Origin of the sequence: Streptomyces sp. NPDC057682 (assembly GCF_042799575.1) — a bacterium.
GTDB lineage: Bacteria > Actinomycetota > Actinomycetes > Streptomycetales > Streptomycetaceae > Streptomyces.
The window spans coordinates 148,292-162,428 of sequence record NZ_JBHVIN010000015.1; the positions used below are offsets into that span (position 1 = coordinate 148,292).

The window sequence follows — 14,137 nt, forward strand, 5'->3', positions numbered from 1 at the left end:
CCGTTTCCTCAGATCGCCTTGGGGGCAGGGCGGGTTGAGCCTATCGATCTGCGCCACGGCCGCCTACAGCGCGCCGAGGAACAGCAGCGTCTGGTCGAGCGCCTTCAGTGTGAGATGACGACTGCGAGGCCGCAGCATGCCACTGGCCCCGCTCTCGCCGAGTGCCCGGCACCGGCCGGTCAGCCATGCCCAGTCCAGCTCCAAGTACTCGGCCAGAGCCCGGAGCCGGGCAGCAGGGGTCGGCCCGTCGATGACGCTGTGGGCCTGGGCGTGCGCAATCGCCGCCCGGTAGGGGACGACATCCTTTGCGGCGCTCGTTGTGGCGACACGCCACACGGAGTCCTCGCGTACCCAGTTGGCCAGGATGGCCCGGTTCCCGGCCAGGACAAAGCCCTCGGTCCGGGAGTAGGCCGGGTCGCTGGTGATCCACACCTTGATCCGGTACATCTCCATCATCGCGACGGTGAGGAGCAGCAGAATCCGCTCGTAGGGCTCGGTGCTGTGTACGGCCTGCTCCGGGACGCAGAAGGCGCGCCCCAGCGGGCTGTCGGCCCCGGCGAAGCGGCTGGCCACGGCCCGGAGGTATTCGTGCTTGTGGCGGAAGACGAGCCAGGGCGCGCACTCGGCGCCGGTGGCCTCCCGGGTCCAGAACGCGGGGACGGCGGGCAGTTCGTCGAGGCGCCGGGTGATGTACTGGGCGCACAGGCTGGAGCCGAGCCACGCGGCACCGACCGGGGAGAGCTCCGGCATGTCCGACCTCGGCGGTGCCGAGTCGCCGGATTTGACGTAGTAGCCCAGTTCCTCGGCCCGGTCGGACAGCGGCAGGTCGTCGGCGAGCATGCCGTCGTCCAGGACATACAGCGCCTGCGCGAGGGAGAAGGTCAGATCGTCCAGCTGGTAGGCGGCAGGGATGCGAGGAGCCCGGCCGGCGGTGAGCTGACGGCGGGCGTGGGCGGCATCCAGCAGATACAGGCCTGTTCCGCCCGCGGCGCCGAGGGAAGCCAGAAGGGCACCTCGGCGTGAGGACCGCACGAAGGAGTCCAGGTGCTGCATGTCGGCATCCCTGAGCGTGACGTGATCGCCGTCGGGCGCGGCCTCGTACAGCTGCAGGCCGATGGCCGTACCGTCGAAGTGGCGGCCGCCGGAAATCTCCCACGTGCCGATGACGCCGGTGCTCGGCTCCCCCGGCACGTACCGGGAGGCGTCCCAGGTGTAGTCCAGGGCCCTCGTTGCGGCGGTGAGGGTGCTCGGGTCCAGGATGCCCGGCCGTACGATCTCCCTCCGGGGTGCGGGTCTGGCCAGCTCACCTGCGCTCCTGCGGAAATACCACTCCAGGATGCGGGCCGTGTCGCCCTTGGTGGTGTGGGCACCGGAAAGCCATCGCTGGTAGCTGGATCGCGACACCCGGACCTGGGCGAGCCTCGGGAGTTCTAACCCCTGTGCTGCCTCGTCGGCCATGCGTGCCCACAAAACCTGGAACCTTGCCCATGTTGTGCAGTCCAGGCCGGGCGTGGTCTCCAGGAGGTGCTGCAGGAGGGTGCGGGTCGGCGGGTGTGTCATTCCGGATTCCTTGACGGCCACGGAGGTCTGGAGATCGGTCATGAGGCATCCGTTCCAGGCACGGCCGCCGGAGGGATCTGCGCAGTAGCGGGCCGTGCCCGGGTGCCGGCGCCGGACTGAGAGCCGGGCACGGCTCTGGCCACCTGCCTCGACCGCGCCTTGCTGGTGACGAATACGCGACCGGTGGCCCGAACTTCCACCAGTCCCCTCGCGTCCAGATCGGTGAGCGCCAGGTCGATGTGCTCGCGGGGGACCTGCAGTTGTCTCTCCAGCGCGCCCGGGCTGATGCGAACGGCCGGGGCGAGCTGCCCCGCCTGGATCATCCATTCGATTTGATCGGCCACCCAGCCGACGGAGGGGCACGGCGGCAGAGTCTCCACAAGCGCCCGAAGCATCGCCCGGGCCGTGCCGGCCAGGACGCAGATGGAGGCCGAGTCGGTCTTGATGTCCGAGGGCGCGGGAAGCGCAAGGGCCGAGATCCAGGCATTCCAGCGGGCCCGGTCCGCAGGCGAATCGGAGCCGTCACACCGGGACCGAGCCAGCTCAAGCCACGGCCCGACCGTGCTGTGGATGCGGTGGTGCGCCCCCTCACCGACGCCGGGTGTCCACGTGCCGCGCCCGACGGCCACGCGCAGCAGTCTGATGTCCCGCATCAGGACGTCTGCCGTATGAGCGACGTCGGGATCCACCGGGTGGAGGGAAGGGGAGGGGGGCATGGCTTCTCCGGGATCAAGGGCGAGGGGCACTGGGGCAAGGAGGCAGAACGTCGTCGGCGGATGGTGCTGGAGCGAGTGGGGGAGTGGTGGCGCCGCCCCTGCGCGCTCGGGACCGCCGCCATCCTGTGCCGGCGGAGAGCGGTGCCAGGCCCGTCCCGGCCGGGTACGGACCCGACGCATCACCATGGTTCCCGCGCGATCAGCGAGTCCGGACCTGCCGCGACGGGGACGGCCGCCAGCGCGCGCAGCGCCGCGATGTGGGAGAAGGCCTGCGGGAAATTCCCGAGCTGCTGCTCGGCGTGCGGATCCCACTCCTCCGAGAGCAGCCCGACGTCATTGCGGGCACGGAGCAGGGCGGCAACAAGCAGATCAGCCTCTCCGGTCCGCCCTATGTGCCGCAGGGCGGTGATCAGCCAGCCGAGCCCGATCAGGAAGGTTCCCTCGTGGCCCGTCAGGCCGTCGACGCCAGGCTCGTCGCCGCCGGTGCGGTAGCGCAGCAGGTAGCCGCCCTTGATGGACAGCTCCCGCTGGACCGCCTCGACGGTGCCCATGACCCGCTTGTCGTCGGCCGGCAGGAATCCGGACAGCAAGGCGTGCAGGAGTGAGGCGTCCAACTCCCCGGAGCCGTAGTACTGCGTGAAGGTATTGCGCTGCGGGTCGTAGCCCCTGGCGCAGACCTTCCGGTGGATCTCATCGCGCAGAACCGTCCAGCGCCCCAACGGGCCCTTCATGCTTCCGGCCTTGATGAGCCGGACAGCACGGTCGAGGGCCGCCCAGGCCATCACCTTGGAATGGACGAAGTGACGGCGCGGTCCGCGGATCTCCCAGATCCCCTCGTCCGGCTCCTGCCACAACTTCTCCACGCACCGGACGAGCCCGCTGACCAGCGGCGCCACCGCCGGCGCCAAGTCCGCAAAACGCTCCTGCGCCGCGAACAGGGCGCAGACGACCTCACCGAACACGTCGAGCTGGAGCTGTCCTGCCGCGCCGTTGCCGATCCGCACAGGACGGGATCCGGCATGACCGGGCAGCCAGGGGAGCTCCTGTTCCGTGAGATCTCTCTCGCCGCCGACCCCGTACATGATCTGCAGGTTGTCGAAGTCGCCGCCGATGACGGTCGTGAGCCAGCCGATCCAGTCCTGCACCTCCTGCCGGTAGCCGAACTCCGTCAGGGCCTCGGCGGCGAACGCGGAGTCCCGCAACCAGCAGTACACGTAGGACCAGTTGCGCGTGCCGCCGATCTCCTCGGGCAGCGAAACGCTGGGGGCCGCCACCATCGCGCCGGTCGGCTCGTAGGTGAGTGCCTTCAGCACGATCAGCGAACGGATGACGTCCTCGCGACGGGAACCGGTGTACGTGCAGCGCGAGGCCCAGTCCGTCCAGAACTCCGCGGTCTGCCGCAGGAGGGCGGCCGAATCGGGCACCGGCGGGGGGTTCTTGGGGCTCTTGTCCGGCTGCCACGACAAGGTGAAGGCCACCTGCTCGCCCGCGGACACGGTGAACTGCGAGAGCAGGTCGTCGCCATCGGCATGGAGAGGGACATCCGCGTCGATCCATATCCGGCCCTCGTCCAGACCGGCGCTGACCCGGGGCCCGTCGAAGACGAGGTCGGGCGACGTCCGCCCGTAGCCGGTCCGCACCCGCAGAAGCGACTGCATGACGACCCGGCCGGCAACACCCTGGACGATGCGCACCAGCTGCGCCGCTTCGCCCGTGGTGGGCATGAAGTCGATCACCGTGGCGGTGCCTTCCTCCGTGGTCCACGAGGACTCCAGGATGAGGGTGTGACCGAGATAGGTCCGCCGGCCTGCTACACGCGCCACCGTTACGGGGCCGGCCGGGCCGATGCGCCACAACCCGTGCTGTTGAGTTCCCAGGATGCTGGCGAAATGGGCCGGGGAGTCGAACCGCGGTAAGCCCATCCAGGCGACGGCGCCGTCACGGTCGACCAGAGCACCCGTGCGCATGTTGCCCAGGAAGGCATGGTCCTCGATCCGGCCAGCACGGCGGAGCGGCCGGAGGGCCGGGGAGGAACTGCGGGGCAAGGGGATGAGGTTCACGCGGCCCTCACCAGGATCGCCGGGATCGGCGTCGGGCGGTGCGGAGGGATGATCTGCCCGTCAGGGAGGAGCTCGCCGGTGTCCTCGAAGAGCAGGACGCCGTTGCACAGCAGGCTCCAACCCTGTTCGGGATGATGTACCAGACCACGTGCGGCCTCGCGGTTGGCGGCGTCGGGCGCGGGGCAGCTCGGCTTGTGATTACACATGGAAGTTCCTTGGGCTCTGAGGGTGACAGTGAGACGGCGCAGGTGTGGCGTAGTCCCTGGCCGAGAGGCGAATCCACGCAGAGGGTCCACGTCCCGTTGCACAGACCGGATCTGATGTGGCCTTCTCGGCTGGGACGCGTGGTCAGACCGGATGCATGGGCTCGGCCGAGCTGGTGGGCGTGGTCTCCGATCGTCCGAGTACGGCGTCGAGAACGATGGAGATGCATTCCTCCAACGGCCGGCAGGTGTTCACCACGACTGCTGGCTCCGGTATCGGATCCGTTCCGGCGTTGGGTGGCGGATACAGAGCGCCGGCTGCCGCTGATCTGGCCCTCGCCACGTCGTCGGGGCAGACGCACTCGACGATGTGCAGCGCGTGGCCGAGAGTTGCGGCGAAGCGGCGAAGGGACAGGGCGTCGCGGGTTCGGGTGAGGGGACGCCCGTCGAGCACGATGACTGATCCGGGCGTTGTGTCGAGGTTCCACGATGTCGCCTTCAGTACACTCTCGTAGAGCCAGTCGTTCACTTCCCGAGGAGGCACAACCAGGCTGGGGAAGAGGACTCTTTGCAGTGCGGCTGCGTCGAGAAGAAGGCCCGGAATCGCCTCCGACAAGGACCGGGCGAGCGTGGATTTCCCGGTGAAGGGAAGACCACCCACGGCGACAATCATTGCTCTCCTGCCTCTATGCGCACGTTGCGTCCCGTTCACGCCGACTGAGGCATCGGCTGCGGCGCAGAGGGCACGCGCGGGATCTCGAAGAAGGCCCACACCGCCTTCCCGCCAGCGTCTTCGTCGCAACGTCGAGACGTTGCTGTCCAGCGGTCAGACGCTGCGTTCACGAGGAGAAGTCCGCGCCCGTTGCTTGAGTTCGAGGACGGCCGGATGCGCATCTGCGGGGTGCCGCAGGAACTGTCCGCCACCATGACCCCGAGGGCGAAGCCGCGCCTCAAAGCCAGCGCGACCTCCACGGTCTCCGCCTTCGTCCGCGCCAGCCGACCGTGCACGACCGCGTTGGTGACCAGCTCGCTCACGACCAGGAGCACCCGATCGATCAGTTCGTCGTCCTTGGCCATCCCCCACCGAACGAGCTGCTGGCGAGCGAAGCGGCGCGCTGCACCGACATTCCGCTCACAGCTCTCGATCTCGACGGTGACCCGCTCTACCTCATTGCCGTAGGAGAGCACCGCCAGGAACTCCCGGCTCGACAAGGCTGTCATCGCGTTCACTTCCCGGTTCTGGCAGGCCGGGCACCGTTCCGCATGGTTCTGATGCCCTGTGCTGGATCGGCGCCCGTCACGGGCCCGCCGGAGCCAGAGGTGTCAGGTCCTCGGGCCGGCGGGCATCTTGTCGGGCTGACGTGCCCAGCAGGATTTACTGCGGGGCGGGCCCCGAGCAACCGTCACGCTTCACTGATCAGCGACCTCAAGGCCCAGGTGACGGATCAGGTAACTGATTTCCCGTTGAGGTCACTGATTTTCGGCACGGCCCCGATGACCCGTCACTACGATGTCAACATTCGGATGGGGCTCGGGAGGTACTGATGACCCGTGCAGCGCACACTCCCTCGTGTGCCAAGCAGTTACGACATGAAGCCGCCCAGCGTGGTGAGTCTCATGGCGAGATCGCCCGCACGATCCATGTTCACTGCGGGGTATCCCCTCTGCGCGCCCATCGTCTTGCGCGAGGAATGACGCTGCGGGAAGCCGCCAATCAACTGAACGACCTCAGCGCGGGACGTCACAGCGCCCCCCGGGTGGACGGCGACCAGCTCGGGCACTGGGAGAAGGGGCGACAGCCTCTCGCGGCGACAATCGAACTGCTCAGTGAGTTCTACGCTTGCGCCCCCGGGGACCTGGGGTTCCCATCCACCGGGAGCGGCCACCCGCCGCCCTCCTCCGACCTCGTCCCGGCAGGCCGCAATCTGCCGTCGAACTCCGCCGCTCCAGGGCCCTTCACCGCCGACCCGCTTGAGCAGCGCGTTGACGCCGCCCGACGCTCCGTAGACCGGACACTGGCAGCCGGCACCGTCAGCCCGAACCAGCTCGACATGCTCGACGAACAAGTGCTCTGGGCCCGAGAGCAGTACGTCTATACAGCACCCACTCCCATGATTTCGGTGCTCCTGGACCTCCTCACGGAGGTCGAGGTGCTCGCCAGCCACCGGCAGCCGGCGGCAGTCCAGGTTCGGCTGTCCGAGCTGACCTCCATGCTGGCCACGCTGATTGCTGACGCCCTCATGAAGCTCGGCCATCTGCCCCGGTCCAGGTCGTGGTATGCAACGGCAAGAAGCGCTGCGGACGACAGCGGCAACGGGGAACTCCGCGCCCGTGTCAGAGCCCAAGCCGCGATGCTCCCGTTCTACTACGGGCCCCTGGAAGCGGCAGTTCAGCTCGCTCGGGAGGCGCGGATCATCTGCCGGGGCCGGCCCAGCGCTACAGCAGCATTCGCCTCGGCTGCCGAAGCGCGCGCTCTTGCCAAACTGGGGGACAAAGAGGGAGCCGAGGCAGCGCACAGAAGGGCTGCGGCCGCATTCGAGCAGAGTGGGGCAGGCGGCCCCGCCGACAACGACGCCTTCGGCTTCCCAGAGCGGCGATTCAGGCTCTACGAGAGCGGCATCCTGACCGCGCTCGGCAAGACGAGGGAAGCACGCCTCGTCCAGGAGGCGGCACTCCGCCTCTACCCCTCGAAGACCGGCATCGACCCCGCCCTCCTCCATCTGGAGGCTGCCCTCTGCCTCGCGAAGGACCGCAGCATCGCCGAGGCCTGCCAACTAGCCGCCGGAACGTTCGTACGGATCGCGCCCGAGCACCGGACGCTGATCGTAGAGGAGCGAGCACGAGAGGTCATCGGCGCGCTCCCCGCCGGCGCAGAATCAGGGCGTGCCGCCCGCGAGTTGCGAGAGATCCTTGCGCTTCCTTCCGGCCAGATGTGACAGACGCCGTACGCGTCGGCGAGCCTGAACCCATGACACAAGCTCCACAGGCCCCCGGCGGGTACGACAAAGCGGAGATGTACCAGGTCTTGAAGGAAGGCTGCGCCATCGCGGGACTTGACCCCTCCGACGCCTCACTGCTCCGTGGGCACACCAACGCGGTCGTACTCCTCAAGAGCGAGCAGGTAGTCGTCAAGATCGCCCGCCGCGGATCACGGATTGACGAAGTAGCCCGGACGGTTCAATTCGTCCGCTGGCTCATGGCCAGCGGCTTCCCAACCGCTCCCCTGTATCCGGTTGACCAGCCCGTCGTCATTGACCGCCACGCCATCACCTTCTGGCGATACCTGCCTCAGCCGGCATATCCCGTCGACGCAGCTCAACTCGCCAAGCCCCTGCGCGCACTCCACACCCTGCCGACCCCACCCCTCTCCCTACCTGCCCATGACAATATCGCCGCGATTCGCCGGTCCCTAGCCGCAATCACATGCCTTCCCCCGGACACTCTTGCCTTCCTGAGAACGCACGCCGCACAGCTCGAACTCGACCTCGCCACAGTAGAGTTCGAGCACCCCGAAGGGGTGATTCAAGGAGACCCACAACACCGCAACGCCCTCCATGTGGAGCAAGGTGCTGCCGTGCTGTGCGACTGGGACACCGTGGCAATGGGGCACCCAGAATGGGATCTGGTCACCGTGGAGGTGCACTGCCGGCGATTTGGGTATGGAAGGCAGCACTACGGAGCCTTCGCTGATGCGTACGGTTGGGATGTCACCAGATGGTCCGGCTACCCGACCCTGGCAGCAATACGAGAGTTGCGCATGATTACGACAAATGCCCGTAAGGTTCACCACGCCCCAAGCAGCCTTGAAGAGGTTCAGCGACGAGTGGACGGTCTGCGTCGCCGCGACCTGTCCCTCAGCTGGAGCATTCTGTAATTCGGTAGCGCTTGTGGATCGAATCGGGCCCGGCCGTCCTCGGGCCGCTCCCGCAGCAGCCGAGGACACACGGACAGCACCGTCCAAGCCAGTGCCTGCCGCGCCGCGAAGCTGACTCCGGTCCGAACGTGAGTACCCAGTTCGCATCGTGCCCTTCGAACACGATCATCGGCCGATCGCGTCTGGCCCTACGCTCCCGCTCTACAGGTGGAACACTCGAACTGACAAACGCCACCCTTCGCCACCACGACCACCCGTATGGGTGAGTCGTTGCTCAAGATGTGACCGACACCGCGCATCGCAGCGCCACTCGCGAGAACCACCCGACCTCCGCCCCGGGGCGGCGACGGCTTCGGCCACCGCAGTCACCCCGCCGCCCCCACGACCAACAACAAACCCTCCCGCGCTACACTGTCAGTGCCGAGCGCCACGACAACGCACTCAACGACGACTTCACCACCATCGCCCGGCGCCTCCCCAACCTGGCCACAACCGCGCTACGCCTTGCCTGGGACGCCGACCGCCGCGCCGTCCTGATTACGGCCGTCCTCCAACTGGCCACCGGCGCAATCACCGCAACTGGCCTCTACGCGACCCGCGGCGCCCTCCACCCCCTCCTCGCCGCCGGGCCGACCGCCCAGCGCATCCAGACAGCGCTGCCCTCCCTCGTGCTGATCACCGCCGCTGCAGCCGGTCGCTCGCTGATCACCGCCACCACCCTGGCCGTCACCGCCCGCATCGGCCCGCGCGTCGACGCGATCGCCGAACTGCGCTACCTCAATGCCGCCACCCGCGTCCCGCTCGCCTCCTACGACGACCCAGCCTGGTGCGACCACAGCGAAGCCGCCAACCGGGCCTCCAAGGACGCCCACCTGATGATCGACGCCCTCACCGCCCTCACCGCGGCCCTCCTCGGCCTGCTCGCCGCCGCCGGCATCCTCACCGCCCTCCACCCCCTCCTGCTCCCCCTCCTGCTCCTCGCCGTGATTCCACGGGGCGCCGCGGCCGTCCGCGGCGCCCGCGCCGCCCATCTCGCCGAGCGGCACACCCTGGCCGACCGCCGCCTGCGCCACAACCTCATCTACTGCACCGCCGGCCGCGCCACCGCACTTGACGTGCGAGCCAACACCATGCGCACCTGGCTCCTCGGCCAGTTCACCACCGTCACCGACCGTCTCACCGCGCACGCCGCCCACATCGGCCGCACCACCGCCCGCTACCAACTCCTGGGCGACACCATGGCCGGGGGCACCGCCCTCGTCGTATACGGCGCCCTGATCGCCCTCGTGCTCGACGGCCACATCCCGGCGGCCGCAGCCGGCACCGCGTTCATCGCCGTCCAGACCTGCCGCCTCCTTCTGGGCCAACTGGTCACCGGCATCAACTCCACCTACAAGACGGGTCTCTACCTCGGCGACTGGACCACCTTCCTTGCCGACGCCGAACACCGCGCACACCTGCCCACCACACCCGTCCCGGTGCCCGGCCGTCCGGCTACCATCGCTGCTCACAACGTCACTTTCCGCTACCCCGGCAACGAACTGCCCGTGCTGGAGAACGTCAGCGTCACCGTGCGCCGCGGCGAGGTCCTGGCGATCGTGGGCGCGAACGGCGCGGGCAAGTCCACCCTCGCCAAGCTTCTTGCCGGCCTCTATACCCCCACCACCGGCACCGTCACCTGGAACGACGTCGACCTGGCCACTGCCGATCCAGAACAGGTGTGGTCGCGCCTCGCGTTGCTGCCCCAGGACATCGCCCGCTGGCAGGTATCAGCACGCGACAACATCACCCTGGGCCAGGGCGACGGTGACGACACGACCGTGATGGCCGCGGCCCGCGCCTCCGGCGCCGACAGCGTCATCGACCACCTTCCCGACGGCCTCGATACCAACCTCGCCCCCTCCCAGTGGGGCGGACGCGACCTCTCCGGCGGACAATGGCAGCGCCTGGCCGGCGCCCGGGCGTTCCACCGCAAGGATGCCCCCATCCTGATCTGTGACGAGCCGACCTCCGCCCTCGACCCCCGCGCGGAAGAAGCCGTCTACGATCGCATCCGCGCCCTCGGCCAGGACCGCACTGTCATCCTGATCACCCACCGCCTCGGCTCCACCCGCGCCGCCGACCGCATCATCGTCCTGGACCGCGGGCGCATCCTGGAGGAAGGCACCCACCACTCCCTCCTCACCGCCGACGGCGAGTACGCCACCCTGTGGCGAAAGCAGGCACAGACCTACGCGAACCAGTTCGGAGGGTGACCTCGCGCCCGCACAGTCCGCTCTCGCACAGTCCGCTCTGACAGCTCATGCAGTGCGGCGTGAGGCCGCGTCCTACCAGGCCATGTGGTCGGGCAGGGGGCCGGTCTCGGCGGTCAGCAGGTCGGCCGCCTCCCCGCCGACGGCGAGCACCGCACGCATCGCTGCTTCGTGACGCTGGGACAGGGGGAGCTCGCCGGGCCCGGCCTGGGAGAGCCCGGCCAGGTAGGTACGGGCGGGCGGGGTGAGGACGACGGCGTGGGAGCGCAGGAAGTCCTCGAACGCGGGGTCGGACGGGTCGGCGGTGTTGGCCGGGTCGCCGGCCTCGGGGTGAGGGAGGGAACAGTCGTCGAGGAGGATTGCGACGAGGCTGCATTCCTTGCTCGCGTTCTGGTGCGGCACGATCCGCCACCCGGTCGCGTCATCCGGGCGGCTCGTTTCGGTACGGTACTCGTCGCTGACCGCCCGCAGACCCAGCACCACGACGGCGGGGTCGCTCATCGACAGCATGTCGGGCTGCCGCGGTACCAACAGGCGGTGGCGCAGTCGTTGGCGCACGGTCGAGGCGTGCGTGGCGTAGGCGGCGAGGGTCTGCTCGGCGCCGAACCGTGCAGCGGCCTCGCTCGCCTCGGTACTTCCGGCATCGCTGTGGAACGCTCCGCCGGCGGAGCGCCACCCCACCGACCAGCGCCAGCATCCGGGGGTCGAGGCCGTCTCGGGGGAGCCCCACATCGGCTCGTGCCACGAGGTGAAGGGATGCGGCTCGACGGACTCACTGACCACCCGGGCCTCCAGGGGCTGGGGCGCACCGGGTACGGGCACCAACGCGGTGAGTCCGTCGCCGTCGTGTTGCCAGTCCAGGCGGGCGGGCGGGAGCGCGGAGAGGCGCAGCAGAGCGTCGCCGAGGCCGGCCAGGCGGATCAGGAGGGCCTTGCGGACGCTGATGGTCTGCTCGTCGGTCCACTCGTGCGGGTCCACGTGGTCGAACAACTGGAGCAGCACGGCCTCCCGCGCGCGGCGGTCCAGCGGCAGTGGGTCTGCGTCCTGTGCCCACACGCGGGCGAGGACGGGCTCGTCGTGCGCCAGGGCGACGTTGCCGCGGGTGAGGGCCAGGCCTTCGGCGGCCTCGCGCAGTTCTGCCGCCGACAGGTCCGCGACCAGCGCGGCCAGGTCGTCGACGAGGGTGGCCGCCTGCCAGGGCGTCGGCGGCAACGTGACCGGCAGAGCCGGCCACCTCTCCGCCGTCTGCTGAAGGTCGTGGACGTAGAGGCGCACGTCGAGGGGCACCTGGTCCAGCGCGGTGAACGCCCCGGCGATCAGGTGGGCTGCGAGGCCTTCGCCGGGCGCGGGGCAGCCACCGAACCTGCACACCGCGGAGATCAGCTTCTCCCCATTCGAAGGAACTCCGAAGGCGATGGCGGCCAGTTCGGTCCGGGACGTGGAAGCGTGCTGGGACATGGCCAGGGGCTCCTGTCGGTCACAAGCTGCTGAGATCCGGCCACATGGCTGCACCGGCCGTACGCACCGCAGAATAGGAGGCCGCGAAGCGGCAGCAGGCCACTTCTCCCAACCATCACCCACACGATGCCGAATGTCGGCGACTTACCCCCAGCGGCCGTGGGGAGCCTGCGGCACCGGGTGAGCCGCAACCCGCAGCAACGCTTCCTGGTCTAGCCGGGCCGCTTCCTGGTCGGCCCTCGTACGCAGTTCGGCCCAGCCTTCCGGAGGCGCCGGTTCAAGCACCCGTTGCCCGTCCCAGACCGGCCCCGGCCTGTGCAGCGCATCCAGCTGGGCCTCCAGGTCCCGCTCGACGCCGCTGGTGGCCCGCACGAGCCCGCGGGCCTCTTCCCCTCCGTCGCGCACTTCGGCAATGAGGCCGTGATCGAACAGGTGGGCCAGCCGCACCATCCACCAGCGGGAGTCCTGGCGGCCCTGACTGATCGGTGCGCGGGCCAGGTCCACGGCGGACAGCGCCCCGTGCTCCTCCACCATGGCCCGCAGCTCCCGGTGCAACGCGGTCAGCCGCGGCCGCTTACGGGCCTTCTGCCCGCTCGGAGCCACCACCGAGACGCCGGCCCGGCGCCACAACAGGGCGCGCATGCCGACCATGCACGCGTGCTCGTGCCGGGCACACCACGCACCGTCCCGGCCAGGGGAATCGACCAGCTCCAGCAATCCGGGGCACACATCGCACAACCGGAGCACGACCGGCTGCTCCCCGCCCGACCCGTCGCGGTGATCGACCGGCCACCACGGCCGCTCCAATGCTTCGTCGCGGCCGCACAACGCGCACCCCGAAGCGTGGAACGGCGATCCGGGCAGCTCCGTGCGGAGCCTGCGAACCGTACCCCACGACCACACCTCAACGGAGCCCTGGTACTGGAGATCATCGGCCCAGCCAAGCGACAGACACAGCTCGCACAGCCCGACAGGAGACGACGCCAGCGCGACACCGCGCTGAGCAACGCGCGACGCCTCCCCCTGCCGCCCGCACCACGAGCACGTCGTCAGCGGCACATCCACCGGCCGCCGATAAGGCTCCGTCGCTTTCGCGGACACGGTCAGCTCCCGCTCCTCCTCGAACAGCAGCCTCCCCTCACCTTCCCGCGCCGGCACGAACAGCCGCACGACCTTGCTGCGCCCGGCCAGCGCGAGCCGGGTACGCCAGTGGCCGTACCCGACCATGTCCCACACCCGCTGCCGCTCGCCGCGGTCACGGGCGGCATCACGCAGGCGCTGTTCGGCCTTGCGCTGCTCAAGCGGGTCGTCCAGGCGCGGCCGGAGCTCCACGGCGAGATCGACGTGCAGCAGCGAATCCCGGCCGGGATCGGCGTAGGCGCCCACCGCGCGGATGCTTTTGACCCACCACAGCGTCGCGTCGGGATCAGAGTTGACCTCCCGGGCGGCCTTGACGACCTTGGCGGCCAGGGCATCGGCGTTCTTGCGGGTCGACGGCCGGCGCCCGGATGCATGGGCCAGACTCCGCCCCGCAGGGGTCAGTGTCCAGGTCCGGTGGTCGTGGTACTCGCAGTCGTCGGTCCGACAGCTGTAGCAGTGCCGGGGCCGGTCGAGGTCATCCGGTGCGGTCAGGTATCCGGCGCCGACAAGGGCGGCCAGCAGCGACAGGCACCCTGCCCGGTCCAGGTGCACGGCACGCTGCGCGTCCCGGATGCCCAGCCCGAAGGCGTCGCCGCGCTTGAGCAGGTCGCGGACCTCGCGTGTGGCATGGCCTAGCAGCGGAGCATCCAGGTCCACGACCCGCTCGCCCTCCTGCCGCCCGATGCCGCCGAGCGCCATCAGGGCGGGGCCCCTGTCCCCCTCTTCCCGGGCGTACCGCTCCGCCATGTCCGCGAGGAGCCCCCTCACATCTCCCAGGCCCTCCACTGAACCCCTTCTCTGCGTCCGCTGCCGTACGAGAAGCCCACAGCGATCCGACCCGCCGTTCAACTCCTGCCGAGATGACACTACGGCA

The 14,137-nt window shown here is 69.3% G+C and carries 11 protein-coding genes; 3 read left to right on the top strand and 8 right to left on the bottom strand.

The annotated features are described in order from the left end of the window. Positions 1-63: 63 nt before the first annotated feature. The 6 genes from ACFVDM_RS26490 to ACFVDM_RS26515 form a co-directional block, all read right to left on the bottom strand. Complete coding sequence (locus ACFVDM_RS26490; protein ID WP_383645052.1) at positions 64-1,602, bottom strand: transcriptional regulator, XRE family protein; 1,539 nt, start codon at positions 1,600-1,602, stop codon at positions 64-66. After that, the gene (locus ACFVDM_RS26495) at positions 1,599-2,249 is read right to left on the bottom strand and encodes a hypothetical protein (protein WP_383645055.1); all 651 of its coding nucleotides are present in this window, start codon (positions 2,247-2,249) and stop codon (positions 1,599-1,601) included. Before ACFVDM_RS26495 ends, ACFVDM_RS26490 begins: the two co-directional genes overlap by 4 nt. Before the next feature lie 206 nt (positions 2,250-2,455). Next, positions 2,456-4,321, bottom strand: a complete 1,866-nt coding sequence (locus ACFVDM_RS26500) for a glycoside hydrolase family 15 protein (RefSeq protein ID WP_383645058.1) — start codon at positions 4,319-4,321, stop codon at positions 2,456-2,458. A gap of 11 nt (positions 4,322-4,332) precedes the next feature. Further along, positions 4,333-4,542, bottom strand: coding sequence for a DUF5999 family protein (locus ACFVDM_RS26505; protein ID WP_383645061.1), 210 nt, complete (start codon positions 4,540-4,542; stop codon positions 4,333-4,335). A gap of 142 nt (positions 4,543-4,684) precedes the next feature. After that, entirely contained in the window at positions 4,685-5,212 is a 528-nt protein-coding gene (locus ACFVDM_RS26510; protein ID WP_383645064.1) for an AAA family ATPase, read from the bottom strand. Positions 5,213-5,247: 35 nt separating this feature from the next. Next, on the bottom strand, positions 5,248-5,760 hold the full coding sequence (locus tag ACFVDM_RS26515) for an ATP-binding protein (protein ID WP_383645441.1): 513 nt from the start codon (positions 5,758-5,760) through the stop codon (positions 5,248-5,250). Positions 5,761-6,296: 536 nt separating this feature from the next. Between ACFVDM_RS26515 and ACFVDM_RS26520 the strand changes: the two genes are divergently transcribed. The 3 genes from ACFVDM_RS26520 to ACFVDM_RS26530 all read left to right on the top strand — a co-directional run bounded on the left by ACFVDM_RS26520 (position 6,297) and on the right by ACFVDM_RS26530 (position 10,668). After that, positions 6,297-7,475, top strand: coding sequence for an XRE family transcriptional regulator (locus tag ACFVDM_RS26520; RefSeq protein ID WP_383645067.1), 1,179 nt, complete (start codon positions 6,297-6,299; stop codon positions 7,473-7,475). A gap of 77 nt (positions 7,476-7,552) precedes the next feature. Next, positions 7,553-8,413 (top strand): phosphotransferase family protein, encoded by an 861-nt coding sequence (locus tag ACFVDM_RS26525; protein ID WP_383645070.1) that lies wholly within the window; start codon positions 7,553-7,555, stop codon positions 8,411-8,413. Between the two features lie 281 nt (positions 8,414-8,694). Then, on the top strand, positions 8,695-10,668 hold the full coding sequence (locus ACFVDM_RS26530; protein ID WP_383645073.1) for an ABC transporter ATP-binding protein: 1,974 nt from the start codon (positions 8,695-8,697) through the stop codon (positions 10,666-10,668). A gap of 72 nt (positions 10,669-10,740) precedes the next feature. Here ACFVDM_RS26530 and ACFVDM_RS26535 read toward each other — a convergent pair whose 3' ends face one another. Further along, positions 10,741-12,123 carry a hypothetical protein gene (locus tag ACFVDM_RS26535; RefSeq protein WP_383645075.1) on the bottom strand — a complete coding sequence of 461 codons (1,383 nt, stop codon included), beginning with the start codon at positions 12,121-12,123 and terminating at the stop codon, positions 10,741-10,743. Positions 12,124-12,267: 144 nt separating this feature from the next. Next, a complete protein-coding gene (locus ACFVDM_RS26540; protein WP_383645078.1) occupies positions 12,268-13,962 on the bottom strand; it encodes a hypothetical protein in 1,695 nt (564 codons plus the stop codon). Between the last annotated feature and the right edge of the window lie 175 nt (positions 13,963-14,137).

Excerpts from the sequence above, each read along its gene's own strand:
- ACFVDM_RS26490 (WP_383645052.1), bottom strand. The coding sequence starts at position 1,602 with ATGACCGATCTCCAGACCTCCGTGGCCGTCAAGGAATCCGGAATGACA.
- ACFVDM_RS26505 (WP_383645061.1), bottom strand. The coding sequence starts at position 4,542 with ATGTGTAATCACAAGCCGAGCTGCCCCGCGCCCGACGCCGCCAACCGC.
- ACFVDM_RS26510 (WP_383645064.1), bottom strand. The coding sequence starts at position 5,212 with ATGATTGTCGCCGTGGGTGGTCTTCCCTTCACCGGGAAATCCACGCTC.
- ACFVDM_RS26515 (WP_383645441.1), bottom strand. The coding sequence starts at position 5,760 with ATGACAGCCTTGTCGAGCCGGGAGTTCCTGGCGGTGCTCTCCTACGGC.
- ACFVDM_RS26525 (WP_383645070.1), top strand. The coding sequence starts at position 7,553 with ATGTACCAGGTCTTGAAGGAAGGCTGCGCCATCGCGGGACTTGACCCC.
- ACFVDM_RS26535 (WP_383645075.1), bottom strand. The coding sequence starts at position 12,123 with ATGTCCCAGCACGCTTCCACGTCCCGGACCGAACTGGCCGCCATCGCC.
- ACFVDM_RS26540 (WP_383645078.1), bottom strand. The coding sequence starts at position 13,962 with ATGGCGCTCGGCGGCATCGGGCGGCAGGAGGGCGAGCGGGTCGTGGAC.